Origin of the sequence: uncultured Proteiniphilum sp., from assembly GCF_937873925.1 — a bacterium.
In the GTDB taxonomy this organism is placed as follows: domain Bacteria; phylum Bacteroidota; class Bacteroidia; order Bacteroidales; family Dysgonomonadaceae; genus Proteiniphilum.
In genome coordinates, this window is record NZ_CALNAT010000124.1 from 1 (window position 1) to 16,577 (window position 16,577).

Here is a 16,577-nt window from a genome sequence, read left to right on the forward strand (position 1 = left end):
GGTTTGGACCGGAATTGAATACCAGGTGGCAAGCCATCTGATGTTGAAAGGAGAGATGGAAAAGGGCTTGGAAATTGTTCGCGTATGTCGTGACAGGTACGACGGTGCTGTAAGAAACCCTTTCAATGAATACGAATGCGGCCATTGGTATGCCAGGGCAATGTCGAGTTATGCGATGTTACAAGCGTTAACCGGTGTAAGATACGATGCGGTAGATAAGACATTGTATGTTGATCCAAAAATAGGGGATTTTACCAGTTTTATCAGTACCGGTACAGGCTTTGGGACAATATCATTAAAAAACGGAAAACCCCGGTTAGAAGTATTATTTGGTTCGATTGATGTGAATAAATATAATATCTTTGGGAAAGAATTTAATCTATAAAAATAAGAGTATCAATCATTTTTTAATTTGCTTATTATGCGTTCAAAAACAACTTTCATTTTTCTTTTTTGTATGGTGTTTATAGCAACCGTTTTTTCCCAAAATAGAGATTTCAACGGTTTGGATATGAACATGGGCAACCTTTATCGTCTCTCAAACGCGGAGACACGTTCTGTCAGCCCGGAAAACTTTACCGGGGAGAAAGGGAAAGGGGGAATGGCTATCCCCGACCCAAATGCCCCGAGAAACACGGCCAATGCCACGGGATCCGCACGGGATCTGGGACAGGGCTGGAAAGTGAATCCGTTTGTGACGATCAATTCCGGAGAAACTTTCACCATGGCGGAAATTGAAGGGCCGGGTGCTATTCAGCATATCTGGATGACACCGACCGGCAACTGGCGGTTTTCCATTATCCGTATCTACTGGGACGATGAGACGGAGCCGTCGGTGGAAGCGCCTGTAGGCGATTTCTTCGGTATGGGGTGGAATGAATACGCCCCCCTGAATTCCCTGCCGGTAACCGTCAATCCCGGAAGCGCATTCAACTGTTACTGGGTGATGCCGTTCCGCAAAAAATGCAGGATCACCATGACCAATATCAATGATGCGCAGCCGATGAACCTTTATTATCAGATCGACTATACGCTGACGGATGTGCCGGAGGATGCCGCCTATTTCCATGCTCAGTTCCGCCGTACCAAAGTCAATGAAACCTCCGATTATACCATCATAGACGGCATCAAAGGAGAAGGGCAGTATGTAGGAGTATACATGGCCTGGCAGGTGAATAATAACGGCTGGTGGGGCGAAGGAGAGATCAAGTTCTTCATGGATGGGGACAAAAAATTCCCCACCATCATCGGTACCGGTACTGAAGATTATTTCTGCGGATCGTATAATTTCGACCGGCATGGAAAATATGTTACTTTTACCACACCTTATGCGGGATTGGTGCAGGTTTTGCCTCCCGACATTACTTACAAATCGGGACAACGATTCGGCCTTTACCGTTGGCACGTGATGGATCCGATACGGTTTAAAAAAGACCTGAGGGTCACCATTCAAGACTTGGGATGGAGGCACGGTGGACGTTACCTGCCACAGAAATCGGATATTTCCTCTACTACTTTCTGGTATCAGAAAGAACCGCATGCCCCATTTCCCCAATTCCCTTCCTGGCAAGAGTTAGAAGTGAATTGACTGGATAACCCTGAATGATAAGAATAGTCAAAGTATAATGAAAGAAATGACGAAGAGAATGAGATTAAAGACTCTCCTCCTTACCGCGTTTTTATTAAGCCTGTTTCAGGTGCAGAGCCAAAACCAGGCTTACCGGTGGAGTAATGAGATGGAACTGTTGAAAAGGGTGGACCGGCTACCTGCATATCGCCACCATCAATTGATAGACCAGGAGTCGAGTTACGACCGGACGGACGGGAACGACGACGGATTTTCGGGAAAATATTCCTACATCCGTAAAGAGAACGGAAAGCTGGTACTGGCCGAATTCGAAGGGCCGGGCGTGGTAAACAGGATTTGGACCCCTACCCCAACAAACGACACCCTGTTATTTTACTTTGACGGTGAACGGGAACCACGCCTGAAGATTCGTTTTATGGATCTTTTCTCAGGAGAAGTCTATCCGTTTGTAAAGCCGGTTTGCGGTAACGAGATAGGGGGATATTACAGCTATATCCCTATCCCGTTTGCAAAATCATTGAAGATTGTATTCCAGGGAGAGCAGATCATGTTCCATCAAATCCAATGCCGGAAGCTGCCGGGAATAAAGGTAGAAAGCTGGACAGGGAATTTTTCCGCATCCGACAAAGAACTGCTGGCGGAAGTGAGCGATGTATGGGCTGATATCTCACCCACCGTAAACCGCTATGCTTCCGGTTTGTCGGCCAATATCCGGACTGAAGAGAGATCATTTACCATTGAACCGGGAGAAGAAGTGGCCTTCTTTGAGAAAACAACGGCCGGCCGTATTGTCGGTTTTGAGATCGATGGCGGGACTGCATTTGAAGGAGTCTATAAAGATATGATCCTTTCGGCAAAATGGGATAATGAACAGGTGGAAGCTATCTATGCACCCCTGGCCGATTTCTTCGGGTATGCATATGGAAAACCGGCCATGCGGAGTATCGTGATGGGCCGGCAGGGAACTTCCAACTACTGTTATCTGCCCATGCCTTTCGATCGTTCGGCTTCCATGAAACTCATCTATGAGAAAAGGAATGGAGTGCAGCAAAATCCCGTTCCGGTCAGGGTGAAAGTGTATTACAACGATAATGGCCGGATTACGAAGGACGAGGGAAAACTCTATGCCGTCTGGAGAAGAGAGAAACCCGAATTGGGACAGTTCTATACTTTCATGGAAACCCAGGGAAAAGGGCATTATGTGGGAACCATCCATCAGGCGCAGGGCCTGCGGCCGGGAATGACCCTCTTCTTCGAAGGCGATGATACCACGTATGTGGATGGAAAAATGCGTCTGCACGGTACCGGTTCGGAAGACTATTACAACGGAGGATGGTATGCCCTGCTCGACCGTTGGGACAGAGGGATCAGCATGCCGGTACACGGCTCGCTCGATTATTCGTTACCTATGGGACGTACCGGGGGATACCGCTTCTTCCTTTCGGATAAGATGCCTTTTGAAAAAGAGATTTACCACGGCATGGAGCATGGCGAGGTCGGTAACAACTTCCCTGTAGATTACACATCAGTAGCATTCTTTTACGCGGCCCAGCCGTTAAAAGAGCGTCTGGAACCGACTGCCGACCGGCGGGAAGTGTATATGCCTGATACCCATACCTATTTCCCGCAGTTGATGGAAATTACCCTTGACAGGGGGATACAGGCTATTTTAGACCGAGGGCTGATGCTTACCTCCTTCGGACAGGGCGCGGTAAGAGTGATGCTGACGGATGTGCCCGAAGGGAAATACAAGGTATTGGTCAACTATCACGAAAAGCCGAACGGCGCCGATATTCAGGTGTGGCAACGGCAGAACCGGCTTTCGGAATGGATATCGACAAAAGCCGGCAAAGAAACTTTCAAGGAGAATATCCATGTGGGAGATATACAGCTTACGCCCCAGACGAATTCCGTCACCTTTCACGTGAGGAGCAACGGGAAAGCCGACCAGTTCGAACTGAATCGGATCACACTCGAAAGAATAAATTGATTAGTTGATGTGGTTTACTGATTTGTTGGTTTGAAAAATATGATAAAGGAACTTATTTTCAGCATATTGACCGTGGTGATGACTTTCTCTTCCATGCTGCAGGCGCAGGAGGAAGAGAGGTTGGATCAATTTCCTGCGGTGGAGGTGAAGCTACCCCGTTCGTTGGAAAATGCTGTCGGGAAGATTCAATACGACCTGTTGGGAAATGAAAAGGGAACAAGCCGGATCGAGGTGGTGGACGAGAATTGCCTGCACGTACAATTCAGCTTTTCTCCCGCACAGACTGTCCGGCAGGACGACTGGCAAGTGGCCGTCACTCCGGCCTTTTCCCCCTCCTTCCACTGGGCGCCTCATCTCACACCTACCGGCCGGCATATCATCGATCAGCATGTGTTCCGTTCTCCGGCGCTGATCGTTTCCGGTGACCGCCAGGTGATTACCCTGATCCCCGATCTGGACATCCTGAGAAAGGGAACTCCCGTAAGATGGTACCTCGATCTGGATGCCCAGGCCAACCGTTTGGTATTGGGGATGAGCAATAGCAAGATCGACGACCATGTGCTGTTCCTCCGGGAGCCGGGTGCCGAATATCCTGCGGGGGAAGTGGAGATCGGATTTTACCTGATGGTGCACAGCGACGAAGCTTCCCTGAAAAATCCTTTCAGGAAAACGCTCGATTTCCTCTGGAGTCGGTGGGGGCACGACCTCTACCAGGCCGGGAATCCGGTAAATACCAATCTGGAGAGTTATGTGGAGCATACCTATAACTGGGCTTTCAATAGCTGGTCGGACAACGTATGGCAGGAGTTCGCACTGAACGGAAAGAAGGTCGGCGCGCCGGTGTTTATCGTGAATGTAACCCAAAGTCCCAACTATCCGGGTGAGGTCAATGAGCGGGAGTTCCGTTCGGTATGGAACCAGGCCTGGTTCAGTTCCCTGCGCTCAGCCGGCGGATTGTACCGGTATGCCAGAAGAACAGGCAATGCCGTATTAATGGAACAGGCGCTGCTCACCAAAGAACTGGCGCTCTCTTTTCCGCAGGTCAACGGTTTCTTTTACGGATTGATCGGCACGGAGATGCACGATGTGGAGACGGGAGGGAAAAAATATCACCGCAGCAAGGGATGGGATACCCATTACTGGGGGAACTCAAACCGTAATCCTTATACCTGGAATCCGCGGGAATCGCCTTTCCATATCCTCGATATGAGCTGGACAGCGCTGTTGATGCTTCGCTGGTATGATGAACTGGAAAAGGATGAACGGCTGCTTCGTTATGCGGAGCAATATGCCGGATCGCTGCTCGGTATTCAGTCGGAGAAAGGTTTTTTCCCGGGATGGCTCGACCTGCACACACTGGAGCCGATGACGCATCTGAATGAATCTCCCGAAACATCCATGTCGGCTACTTTTCTTTTGAAACTCTATGAGTTGACAGGAAAAGAGGAATACAAAGAGGCGGCGCTCAAAGCCATAGACGTGGTGATCCGCGATATCATCCCTACCGGAAGATGGGAGGATTTTGAGACTTACTGGTCCTGTTCACGGTACGGATCGGATCATCTGATCGGGAAAAAAGTAAGCCGGAACAATATGTACAAGCAGAACAACTTCTCCATGTTCTGGACGGCCGAAGCGCTCTTCGAGAGTTACCGGATAACCAACGACCGTAGATATCTGGAACAGGGGCAACGAACCCTTGATGAGTTGCTGATGACGCAAGCCTCCTGGCAGCCGCCCTATATGTATGTGAATGTGCTTGGCGGTTTCGGGGTATTGAATGCCGATGCCGAATGGAACGACTCCCGCCAGAGCCTGTTCGCCGAACTGATCCTGCAATACGGAAGACTGTTCGATAGTGATGAGTACAATGAGAGAGGATGGGCTGCGTTGAAAGCTTCGTTCGTGATGATGTACAGCCCCCTGAACCCCGTAACCAAAGAACAGTGGGAGAAAGTGTATTCCTTTTTCGGCGAAGAGGATTACGGCTTTATGATGGAGAATTACGGCCACGGAGGGCGTACCGGCCCCGAAGGCGAAGGAATGGGAGAATTCACGATATATGACTGGGGAAACGGTGCCGCAGCGGAGGCCTATAACCGTATTCTCGATAAGTTCGGAAAAATTGAATAAAAACTTGTAAATAATAATACACACACACAAGGACATGAATTGCTTTGCAATCGACGCAGTCAATTATGAAATAATCGACGCAGTCAATTATGAAATAACCGACGCAGTCAATTACGAAATAATCGACGTAGTCAATGAAGTGTCTTGGATCTTGATTCTTGGCTCTTGTGTCTAATTTTTTATCGTATGAAACTAAAACAACTCTATCGCACTGTGGTGCCTGCCATGATCGGAGGTGCAATTTTGCTCTCCTGCACAGGCAACAGGAAAACATCAGAAAACATGGAAAAGGAATATGAAAAAGGAACTTTCGGATATGATCTGAACTATCTGTCCGAAAAGGATGAGGGATTGATCGTGCTGAAATCGGAGGATGAAAAAGCACAGGTGATCCTGTCGGCAAAGTACCAGGGCAAAGTGTTTACTTCCACGGCCAACGGCCCGGAAGGCAATAGTCACGGATTCGTCAACTACAACTTCTTTGACGCAGGCGTAACGGATGAACATATGAACGGATTCGGCGGTGAGGACCGTTTCTGGCTTGGCCCGGAAGGAGGCCGGTATTCTATCTACTTTGAGCCGGGTAAAGAGCAGGTGTATGATAACTGGCACACCCCTAAAGCTATTGATATCGAGGAGTGGGAGGTAAGCCGTGCTACCGCGAAAGAGGCTGTTTTCGTCAAAGAGATGGAGTTGAAGAACTATCTGGGAAGTCTCCTGAACATTGCGGTAGAACGGAAAGTTTCGCTGCTTTCCGACCGGGAAATAGCCGGTAAGTTGCAGATAGAGATCCCTGAGGGAGTGAACGGGGTAGCTTATGAAACGGCCAATACGATCACCAACGGCAATGATTTCGAATGGACGCCGGAAACCGGAACGGTCTGTATCTGGATGCTCGATATGTTCAATCCTTCCGAGGCTGCCGTAACCGTGATCCCCTACAATACCGGCGATGAGAAAGAACTGGGAAAAACGGTGACGTCCGATTATTTCGGCGAGATCCCTGCTGACCGCCTGATCGACGATAACGGGATACTCTACTTCAAAACCGACGGAAAATCAAGAGGAAAATTGGGAATGAATGCCAAACGTACCAAATCGATCGCAGGAAATTATGATCCGCTTGCAAAACGATTGACCATCGTGACATTCGATACGGATCCGGATGCCATTTATCTGAATCAGGAATGGAATCCCGACAGAGATCCGCTGGTAGGGGATGCACTGAATGCCTATAACGACGGTCCGCTGGAAGACGGAAGTATTATGGGCCCCTTCCTGGAACTGGAAAGCTGCTCTCCCGCCGCATTCCTGAAACCGGGAGAATCGTTATCGCACAGACACAACGTATTCCATTTTACAGGCGAAGAGGCAAGCCTCTCCCCTATTGCAGAGAAACTATTGGGAGTAAACCTTGAGAAAGTTCTTGACTCTTTATTCTAAAAAAAATTATATGAACACAAATAATGCAGAAAAGCATCGGATGATCCCTGCAGGGATCCTGTTCCCTTTTATTCTTCTTACTTCGCTCTTCTTTATCTGGGCGGTGCCCAACAATATGACCGATACCATGCTGGCGGCTTTCAAGCGCATCATGAGCCTGACCGATACGCAAACAGCGTGGATCCAGGTGGTCTGTTATCTTCTTGGCTATGGTTGTTTCGCACTTCCCGGAGCCATATTCATAAAGAAGCGTACTTTTAAGTCGGGCGTGTTGCTGGGACTCCTGCTTTGTATCACAGGATCGATGCTCTTTTATCCGGCTATGCTGGTAAACGATATCAGTTCGCCGTTGAGTTTTGCTACTTACCTCTTCGGTATTTTTGTTTTGTTTGCGGGGTTATCGGTCCTCGAAACTTCTGCCAACGCGTATGTTTATTCTCTCGGTGACCCGAGGACGGCTACCCGCAGGTTGAATTTCTCCCAGTCGTTCAACCCATTCGGTGCATTGACGGGAGTGCTGGCCAGTCAGATCTTCGTGCTGTCACAATTGAATACCCTGACGGCCGGCGAAAGAGCCGTATTAAGCGGATCGGAATTGATCTCCATTCAACGGGGTGAACTGAATGCCGTTACTATGGCCTATCTCATCCTGGGTGCGGTGATGCTGGTGTTGTTACTGCTGATCATCTTCACCAAAATGCCGAAAGCACAGGACGACGATAAGAGTTTAGACCTGAAAGCGACATGGGGACGGCTGAAAAAGAATAAGAACTATATCTGGGGAGTGGTGGCGCAGTTTTTCTACGTGGGTGCGCAGATCGCGGTCTGGTCGTTCATTATCCGGTATGCTATGCAGCAGCTTGATTTCGACAGTGTGATTGCAGCGCTGGGTGTGAATCCTTCACAGGAGGCGATCATCGGGGCATTGCGGAGTGTAGAACCGGTGGCAGGCGGATTCTATGCCTTGAGCGAATCCCTCGGGCTGGATGCATTGTTGCCTCGTACGGCTGAACAGGCCGGAGCCACCTACTATATCCTGTCATTGGTACTATTTGTATTGGGACGCTTTATCTGTACCTGGCTGATGAAATATACCCGGCCGGTGAATATATTGTCGGGATTGGGTATTCTGGCGGTTATCTGTTCACTCTTGGCGATTTATGGAGAAGGATTTGTTGGTGTGTATGCCTTGATGGGTATTTCAGGTTGTATGTCGGCCATGTTCCCCACCATTTACGGTCTTGGCATGAGGGGACTGGGGGATGATACGAAAATCGCCGGTTCGGGTATGGTGATGGCCATCGCCGGTGCGGCGCTGCTGACGCAGATGCAGGGAATCCTTTCCGATCAGGCGGGAAGCATTAAATTCGCTTACTGGGTACCTGCCATCGCATTTATTATTATTACTTATTACAGTTTTACGATAGCACGCAGCAAGAAGCTGGGCAATGGAAAATAAATGGATATGGAAAAATTAGTCATAGGTATCGATTACGGTACCGATTCGTGTCGCGCGGTCGTGTTGGACACCGCATCGGGGAAAGAACTGGCGGCAGCGACCTCCTCTTACCCCCGCTGGAAAAAAGGGTTGTATTGCGATCCTTCCGCCAACCGGTACCGCCAGCATCCGCAGGATTATATCGATTCGCTTATAGAGGTGATTCACGGCTTATTGGCGCAATTATCGCCCGAGGAAGTAGAAAATATCGCCGCTCTGGGTATCGACACCACGGGGAGTACACCCTGTCTGACGGACCGGGACGGTACACCGCTGGCGCTGCTTCCTGAATACGCCGATGATCCGGATGCGATGTTCATCCTTTGGAAAGACCATACTTCCCTACGGGAGGCGGACGAGATAAATGCCCTGGCCCATATATGGGAGACCGATTATACATTACGTTCCGGCGGGATCTATTCTTCGGAATGGTTCTGGGCAAAAGCACTGCATGTGCTTCGTGCAAATGAAAAAATCAGGATGAAGGCCAGCTCCGTTATTGAACATTGCGACTGGATGCCGGCGTTGTTGACGGGAAACCTGCGGCCCGAAGAGGTGAAACGCAGCCGTTGTGCTGCAGGGCATAAAGGGATGTGGGCGGAAGAATGGGGAGGTTATCCGTCGCAGGAATACCTTTCCGCCCTTGATCCCCTGTTTGAGGGATTTGCTGCCCGTCTGGGGAATGAAACATACACGAGCGACGTCTCTGCCGGGAAACTGACCGGAGAGTGGGCAGAGCGGCTCGGATTGCCTCAGGACATTGATGTGGCCGTCGGGATTATCGATGCGCATGCCGGCGCTATAGGCGCGGGCATTACGGCCCACAGCATGGTGAAGATCATCGGTACTTCCACCTGCGATATTGTGGTTACCCCGAAAGAGGATATAGCGGAGAGATTGATCCCCGGGATCAGCGGACAGGTGGATGGGTCGGTTATCCTGGGCCTGATAGGTCTGGAGGCGGGACAATCGGCTTTTGGAGATGTATACGCCTGGCTGAGGGATCTGCTTTCCTGGTCGTTTGGTTTTCTGCCGGAGGAAGAGAGAGGAGCCTTCATGGGGAAAATATTGCCGAAACTGACCGGAGAGGCGCAGAAACTGCCGGTGGCGGAGTCGGATCCGGTGGCGGTCGACTGGCTGAACGGGCGCCGTACTCCCTTTGCTGATCTGACATTAAAGGGCGGTATTGCCGGGATTACTTTGGGCACTACTCCTGCGCAACTTTACAAGAGTCTGGTGGAAGCGACCGCCTTCGGGTCACGTGCTATCCTGGAGCATCTTAAGAAAGAGGGCGTACAGGTGAATGAAGTGATCGGTGTGGGAGGCATCTCATTGAAATCGTCCTATGTGATGCAGACGCTTTCCGACATCATGGGCGTACCTATCAAAGTGGCCGCCACACAACAGGCGGGCGCCTTGGGAGCCGCTATGTGCGCTGCCGTCGCCGGAGAAGTTTTTGGCTCATTGGAAAAAGCCCAGGTGGCCTTAGGACAAGGAGAACTGGCAATATATTTGCCCGATAAGGAAAAACAATCCCTTTATAACGCTAAATATGAGAAATACCGAAAATTGGGAAATTTTTTGAATACTTAATCCGGAGGATATATCATCTCCTGTCTTCAACTATCGAGGGTGGATCACAGTGTGATTCTACCCTCTTTTTACCTGTACTCTTATTTTTTCTGTGTTCACTGAACGAAAACGTGCAACCTCACAAATTTACCCTCCGGTGTAAGCAGCCTCTCTGGCGGATCATTTTATATATAAAATTTGTTATTTATGTTATAAAACATATTTTTTTAGTTTGCTAAAACGATTTAATGAGTTATTTTTGTATTATATTGTTATTCTTTCAGTTATTCTTTCACCTGCGTAATGGAGAAAAAAGTATCGATAAAAGATATTGCGAAAATGGTGGGCGTTTCGCCTGCCTTGGTTTCAATGGTATTGAATGGAAAGGCCGAACAATACAGAATAGGAGAAGAAGTTGCCCGGCGGGTTGCCGAGACTGCGAAGGAGATGCATTATGCTCCGAATCTGGTCGCAAAAAATTTACGTTCCGGAAAAACTCAGTTGGTAGGTTTGATCGTTACGGATATTTCCAATCCCTTTTATTCGGCCATCGCACGAATTGTGGAAGACAGGGCCAGCGAATTGAATTACACTGTTTTAATAAGCAGTACGGATGAAAACCTGAAAAATACCGAAAGATTGGTGGATGTGTTGCTCAATAAAGGAGTGGAAGGGTTGATACTAGTGCCATGCGATGGTTCGATGAATCTTGTCCAAAGACTCTATGAAAGCCATTTTCCGACAGTATTGTTAGACAGATACTTTCCGGATATAGACTTGAGTTCCTCCTGTTTGGATAATTACAGGGCAACGGAATTGGCAACGGAACATTTGCTCGGCCAAGGGTATAAAAACGTCGCGTTGATCGCTTATAATACGGAAATGCATCATATTTTAGACCGTATTTCGGGATATGAAGACACGATGAAGAACGCGGGATTAAGTTCTTATATTCATGTCAGGAAGGTAAATATTTTGAACCCGAAACCGGATATAAGGGAAGCATTGGAAGAATTGATCCTCAGGGAGCATGTCGATGCCGTTATGTTTCTTACCAATATGCTCGCTACCAATGGACTGTACTGCTTGAATGAAATGAATGTAAAGATACCGGATGATGTGGCTGTAGTGGGATTTAACGGGAATGATGCATTTAATCTCTTTTATTCTCCGATAACCTATGTAAAACAACCGATCGAGCAAATAGCGAAGCAATCAATTGATATATTGATCAAGCGGATTAAGAAAAGTAATTATAAATCAAAAGTATTTTTGGAGCCGGAATTAGTGATTCAGAAATCATCACAAAAAGATGTATGAAACGGGCAGGTAAGTCGATGGAATGATATAATGACATATCGGTTTGATTAATTACTGATCAGCAAATCGTTAATTAACTAATTGGCACTGGTTCACTAAAGTTAGACTTTTTCTCGCAATGGCATAATTCAAGTGAATTTGACTTCTGCTCATTGCTTAACGAAAAAGTTCCATACACCGAAAATAAATAAATAAAATAATCATATGGAGGAGAGAATTATGAATGATCATGGATAGGGTTATTTTTTAGCTATATGCTAAATCGATTCAGCTTTATTGAACAGGAAATGAGAATGGAAAAACGAACGCCGGTTTGTTGATAAAACAAATAAAAAGAACAAAAATAACATCTTTGCAAAAAATGAAAGACAAACAACTAAAGCCACTGGAAGGGATCATCGTCCCGCTTGTCACACCCTTGTCCGGTAACAACCGGATCGACGTACATGGATTGAACAATCTGATCGAGCACGTAATACAAGGCGGGGTACATGGAATTTTCATCCTGGGCACGACCGGGGAAGCGCAAAGTTTAAGTATAAAACAGCGCGAAGAGATGATAAGAGAAACGAGCCGGATTCTGAAAAACCGGCTACCTCTGTTAGTCGGTATTTCCGATACATCCATCAATGACAGCGCCGCTTTAGCTCAAAAGGCGGATGAAGCCGGAGCATATGCCGTTGTGGCCACGCCCCCCTATTATTTTGCCACCGAACAATCCGAATTGATCGAATACTTCGATACTTTGGTTTCCGTATTGCCCCTTCCGCTATTTCTGTACAACATGCCTGTTCACACAAAAGTATCATTTGATGCTAAAACGATTAAGCAAATTGCTCAAAATAAAAAAGTGATCGGGTTCAAAGACAGTTCGGCCAACGGCACTTACCTTCAGACCGTAATGTACGCCATGAAAGATGATCCTGAATTCATGATTTTTGTCGGTCCGGAAGAAATGACCGCTGAAATGGTACTGATGGGCGCCCACGGGGGGGTCAATGGAGGAGCCAATCTATTCCCTGAGCTGTATGTTGCATTGTATAACGCAGCCAGATTCCACAATATTGAAAGGGTCAGGGATCTGCAGCAAAAAGTGATGCAGATATCCACCGGCATTTACAGTAAGAGCAAGTACGCCTCCAGTTACCTGAAAGGACTCAAATGTGCCTTGTCCGTTGCGGGTATTTGCAATGATTTCCTGGCAATGCCTTTTACTCATTTCAATGAGGAGGACAGAAAAGAAATAGAGAACGAGATGGCAGCAATGGCCGGTCTTCATTTCCGATAAAAGAGAAGGGAGTTAGAGACCCTTGTACAAGTAACTTTTACTTAACATAGTGCCTTCTGAATTTAATCATGTCGTAACATTATTAATATATTTTTATGTCGTCATTCAATTTTCACTTATTCACATAATTATAGCGAATATTATCCATGTTATTAATCCAAAAATGCAACAATTGTATGAGAAGAAACATCTATTATCTTTCATCCGTTTTTTTGTGCTTGCTGATTTTCTTTTTTCCGGCATGCTCAGATGACGGGTCGCAAACAGATCTTCCGCTATCTGCAGTAATTTTTCACAGTATAGACGGAAAACAGGTTGCTTTTACAGCGCTTACTCATAGTGCCGTAAACTGGGAATGGGATTTTGGGGACGGAAATGTCAGTACGGAAAAAGATCCGGTACATGTATATGAAGAAGGGGGTTATTATATTGCCACATTAACAGCCAAAGACAATACCGGCAATTCGGTATCCACAAAGATGAATTTAGCTGTTTCACTCCCCCCTTACGCCTTGCTGACAGGGAATCATACGGCCGAAGGGTACGACGGTAAAACATGGAAACTGACCATGTCGCATACCGTCAATGACAAGTTGGTAAACTCCGACGCGGACTTTTCGTTGCTCGATGACGATATTCCATCGTTGCCCGCGGGAGCTTTTAGTGTATATGTCGGACTCCCGGAGGCCTATAATGACGAGTTTACTTTTTACTATGATGGCAGTTACAGGCACAACACTTCAGACGGCACCTCTTTCGGGGGTATCGTCTACGCGACGAACTTACAACAGTTGGGGGCAGCCCAAATTACCAAGACAGGCGGAAAGGCGGTGTTTGGTCAGGATCTTTTTGCTTTGACAACCTACACACCCGACGCAAGCGCGACATTTGTATTCAATGAAAACGAAGATTTCATCATACCTACTATTCCTGATTTCGCGACCGGTACGCAGCCTCCCGGCATCCCCGTTATTACGTATCCGGGAAGGATGACCCTGGATTTTCCCGATTCGGATGCATTTATCGGTATACGGGATTTTCACCGGAAAGTCATTGTGCAGGAAATAACAAGCAGCTTCATGAGGGTGGTGATGTTTATAACACTGTCCCCTGATGCGATAGTCACGCAAGATCCTTTGATTGCCCTAAGCACTTCCGCGGCAATACTTACATTCGAAGCAGTTAATTAAAACCTATTCAAACAATTAGACATGAAAAATTTGCAAAAGGATAAAAATAAAGGACTGTTTACAGTTATTATCTCTGCTGCTTTACTTATCCTCTTTATGGGTAACGGCTATGCAGAAACAACCGATACAAAGCAAAATGTAATCACTGTTACGGGTACGGTTACATCTGCCACCGACGGGGCTCCCCTTATCGGCGTCAGTATTGTTGTAAAAGGAACTGCGGAGGGTACTGTGTCCGATGTGGAAGGAAATTATAAAATAAATGTGCCGTCAAATGCAACCCTGGTTTTTTCTTATATAGGATACATAACACAGGAAATAGCAGTTGCAGGACGTACAAATATCAGCATTGTCATGGAAGAAAGTACTGAAACGCTGAGTGAAGTGGTGGTTACAGCCCTCGGTATCGGACGTGAAGAGAAATCACTCGGTTATTCGGTAGGGAAACTTGGATCCGAAGAACTGGCCAAAGTGGTCCACGAGAACGTGCTTACTTCAATGGCGGGTAAAGTCACGGGAGTGACCATTAACTCGACCGGTGGAGCTGGATCTACCGTCAGTATGGTTATCAGGGGAGCTACTTCCATGAGCACTGATAACCAGCCTTTGTTCGTGATCGACGGTGTGCCGATGACAAGTTCCGTAAATAATGTAGGCGGTTTTGGTAACGGCAATCTGGTCGACTACGGGAATGCGATTTCGGATATTGATCCGGAAAGTATTGAAAGTGTTTCCATCCTTAAAGGACCCAGCGCTGCAGCGCTGTACGGTACCCGTGCCGGCAACGGGGTGGTGCTTATCACTACGAAAAAGTCGGACCGGAAAGAAGGAATGAAAGTGGAAGTGGTTTCAAATACCGTTTTCGATATCCCGTCAAAATATCTGGATGTTCAAAACCGTTTTGGATTTGGTTCCCGGAGCTATACCGATACTACTTTTCCCGGGGGGATCATTCCCCCTTTCAGTCCCTCCGAACAGGCCGGCGCGGGTCCGGAACTGAATAAAGGTTACTGGCAGGTGCAGCCGTTCGCGCCGCTCGATGCCAACGGAGTACCTATACCCACGGAATTGGTTTCCTATCCTGATAATTATAAGAACTTTATTAACGGCAGTGCAGTTACCACTACCAACAGCGTGGCTATTTCAAGCAGCAGCGAGAGGGTGAATTACCGTCTGGGCGTATCCAATATGACCAATAAAGGTTTGGTCCCTAATTCGGATCTCAACAGGAATAACCTGACCCTTGCGGCCGTATCGGAGGTAGTGGAAGGGCTTACTGTAAGTACCGATATCAACTACACCCAGAATTGGGCAGACAACAGGCCGGCCACCCAGGAACGAGGTGCCAATCCTCTGCAATGGGCTGCCTGGACACCACCCAATGTGGATATCCGCAAGATGAAAGATTATGATCTTGGCGGAGGACAGGTGCTTACCATAGGTGAAGGCTGGGAAAATCCATACTTTCTTGCGTACGGTATCAATAACAGTTTCAAAAGGAACAGGCTTATAGGGAATGTTTCCGCTACCTGGGATATAACCCCGCAATTGAGCATTATGGGGAGATATGCGCTGAACAGATCGGACGAAACAAGGGAAACGAAGATAGATCCAGGATATTCCCAGGAACCCAATAACGGAGCGTATGGTATCGTTACCAGCGAAAGTACTGAAACCAACGCCGATTTTCTGGCTACTTATAAAAACCATTGGGACGACTTCTCTCTTACCGCTTCTGTTGGAGGTAACCTTCTCTATTCCCGCTGGTCGAATGTGAGTAATTCATCGAAACCGGGATCGGGATTGATTATCCCTTACTTATATACAATCCAGAATATTGAGAGCAGCTCACTGAACTACTCCAATGCCCGTTACGAAAGAGCGATCAACAGCCTTTATGCAATGGCTAACCTGGGATGGAAGGATATAGCCTATCTCGACCTGACAATAAGGAACGACTGGGCCAGCACACTGCCCCCGCGTAACAGATCCTATGATTATCCCTCTGCCTCATTGAGCCTTCTGCTAAATAATATGTTCGATATGGGAAGGAATGTAAACCTGCTGAAATTAAGGGGAAATATTGCCCGGGTAGGAAATGACACCTCGCCTTACAGCCTTTTTGCTACCTATCTGGATGCAGGGCAATGGGGTGAAGTCATCAGGCTTATAAAACAACAGGATCTCTTAAATCCTTCCTTGCGCCCCGAGAAGGCGACTTCTTATGAAGTGGGGATGGATCTAAGGATGTTTCATAACCGGTTGCGATTCGAAGGAAGCTACTACCGGGAGGATAATCGCGACCAGATCCTTGGCGTACCGTTGGCCGGATCGGCCGGGTTCAACAGTATAAAGGTCAATGCCGGCTTGTTGCGAAGCAAGGGCGTGGAATTGATGCTTGGCTTTACGCCTATTGACACAAAGGATTGGACGTGGGACCTGAATGTGAATTTCACTAAAAATAAGACCTGGTTACTGGAACTGTCGGAGGGAACCGACTTTGTCCAGTTCTGGGATGAGGCCAGGGTGAGGAATATTGCCTATGCAAAAGATGA

Annotated in this window: 11 protein-coding genes; all 11 read left to right on the forward strand. The window is 47.5% G+C overall.

All coding sequences use genetic code 11. The annotated features are described in order from the left end of the window. Positions 1 to 385, forward strand: a 385-nt coding sequence (locus Q0502_RS08050) for a GH116 family glycosyl hydrolase (RefSeq protein WP_298649409.1), incomplete at its 5' end; no start/stop codon positions are given. 72 nt (positions 386 to 457) lie between these two features. Then, positions 458 to 1,588, forward strand: a complete 1,131-nt coding sequence (locus Q0502_RS08055) for a glycoside hydrolase family 172 protein (protein ID WP_298649412.1) — start codon at positions 458 to 460, stop codon at positions 1,586 to 1,588. 46 nt (positions 1,589 to 1,634) lie between these two features. Next, the gene (locus Q0502_RS08060) at positions 1,635 to 3,578 is read left to right on the forward strand and encodes a glycoside hydrolase family 172 protein (protein ID WP_298649414.1); all 1,944 of its coding nucleotides are present in this window, start codon (positions 1,635 to 1,637) and stop codon (positions 3,576 to 3,578) included. Positions 3,579 to 3,617: 39 nt separating this feature from the next. Beyond that, positions 3,618 to 5,711, forward strand: a complete 2,094-nt coding sequence (locus tag Q0502_RS08065) for a hypothetical protein (protein WP_298649417.1) — start codon at positions 3,618 to 3,620, stop codon at positions 5,709 to 5,711. A 186-nt stretch (positions 5,712 to 5,897) separates the two neighbouring features. Then, the gene (locus Q0502_RS08070) at positions 5,898 to 7,154 is read left to right on the forward strand and encodes a DUF6786 family protein (RefSeq protein ID WP_298649419.1); all 1,257 of its coding nucleotides are present in this window, start codon (positions 5,898 to 5,900) and stop codon (positions 7,152 to 7,154) included. Positions 7,155 to 7,164: 10 nt separating this feature from the next. Then, entirely contained in the window at positions 7,165 to 8,613 is a 1,449-nt protein-coding gene (gene fucP / locus Q0502_RS08075) for an L-fucose:H+ symporter permease (protein WP_298649421.1), read from the forward strand. Positions 8,614 to 8,619: 6 nt separating this feature from the next. Further along, entirely contained in the window at positions 8,620 to 10,245 is a 1,626-nt protein-coding gene (locus Q0502_RS08080; protein ID WP_366521777.1) for a ribulokinase, read from the forward strand. Positions 10,246 to 10,527: 282 nt separating this feature from the next. After that, positions 10,528 to 11,544 (forward strand): LacI family DNA-binding transcriptional regulator, encoded by a 1,017-nt coding sequence (locus Q0502_RS08085; RefSeq protein ID WP_298649427.1) that lies wholly within the window; start codon positions 10,528 to 10,530, stop codon positions 11,542 to 11,544. A 361-nt stretch (positions 11,545 to 11,905) separates the two neighbouring features. Next, entirely contained in the window at positions 11,906 to 12,832 is a 927-nt protein-coding gene (locus Q0502_RS08090; RefSeq protein WP_298649429.1) for a dihydrodipicolinate synthase family protein, read from the forward strand. 176 nt (positions 12,833 to 13,008) lie between these two features. After that, complete coding sequence (locus Q0502_RS08095) at positions 13,009 to 14,022, forward strand: PKD domain-containing protein (protein ID WP_298649432.1); 1,014 nt, start codon at positions 13,009 to 13,011, stop codon at positions 14,020 to 14,022. A gap of 21 nt (positions 14,023 to 14,043) precedes the next feature. Then, positions 14,044 to 16,577, forward strand: a 2,534-nt coding sequence (locus Q0502_RS08100; protein ID WP_298649435.1) for a SusC/RagA family TonB-linked outer membrane protein, incomplete at its 3' end; no start/stop codon positions are given.

Coding starts and splice junctions, on each gene's coding strand:
- Q0502_RS08065 (WP_298649417.1), top strand. CDS start 3,618: ATGATAAAGGAACTTATTTTCAGCATATTGACCGTGGTGATGACTTTC.
- Q0502_RS08085 (WP_298649427.1), top strand. CDS start 10,528: ATGGAGAAAAAAGTATCGATAAAAGATATTGCGAAAATGGTGGGCGTT.
- Q0502_RS08095 (WP_298649432.1), top strand. CDS start 13,009: ATGAGAAGAAACATCTATTATCTTTCATCCGTTTTTTTGTGCTTGCTG.
- fucP (WP_298649421.1), top strand. CDS start 7,165: ATGAACACAAATAATGCAGAAAAGCATCGGATGATCCCTGCAGGGATC.
- Q0502_RS08055 (WP_298649412.1), top strand. CDS start 458: ATGGTGTTTATAGCAACCGTTTTTTCCCAAAATAGAGATTTCAACGGT.
- Q0502_RS08070 (WP_298649419.1), top strand. CDS start 5,898: ATGAAACTAAAACAACTCTATCGCACTGTGGTGCCTGCCATGATCGGA.
- Q0502_RS08080 (WP_366521777.1), top strand. CDS start 8,620: ATGGAAAAATTAGTCATAGGTATCGATTACGGTACCGATTCGTGTCGC.
- Q0502_RS08060 (WP_298649414.1), top strand. CDS start 1,635: ATGACGAAGAGAATGAGATTAAAGACTCTCCTCCTTACCGCGTTTTTA.
- Q0502_RS08090 (WP_298649429.1), top strand. CDS start 11,906: ATGAAAGACAAACAACTAAAGCCACTGGAAGGGATCATCGTCCCGCTT.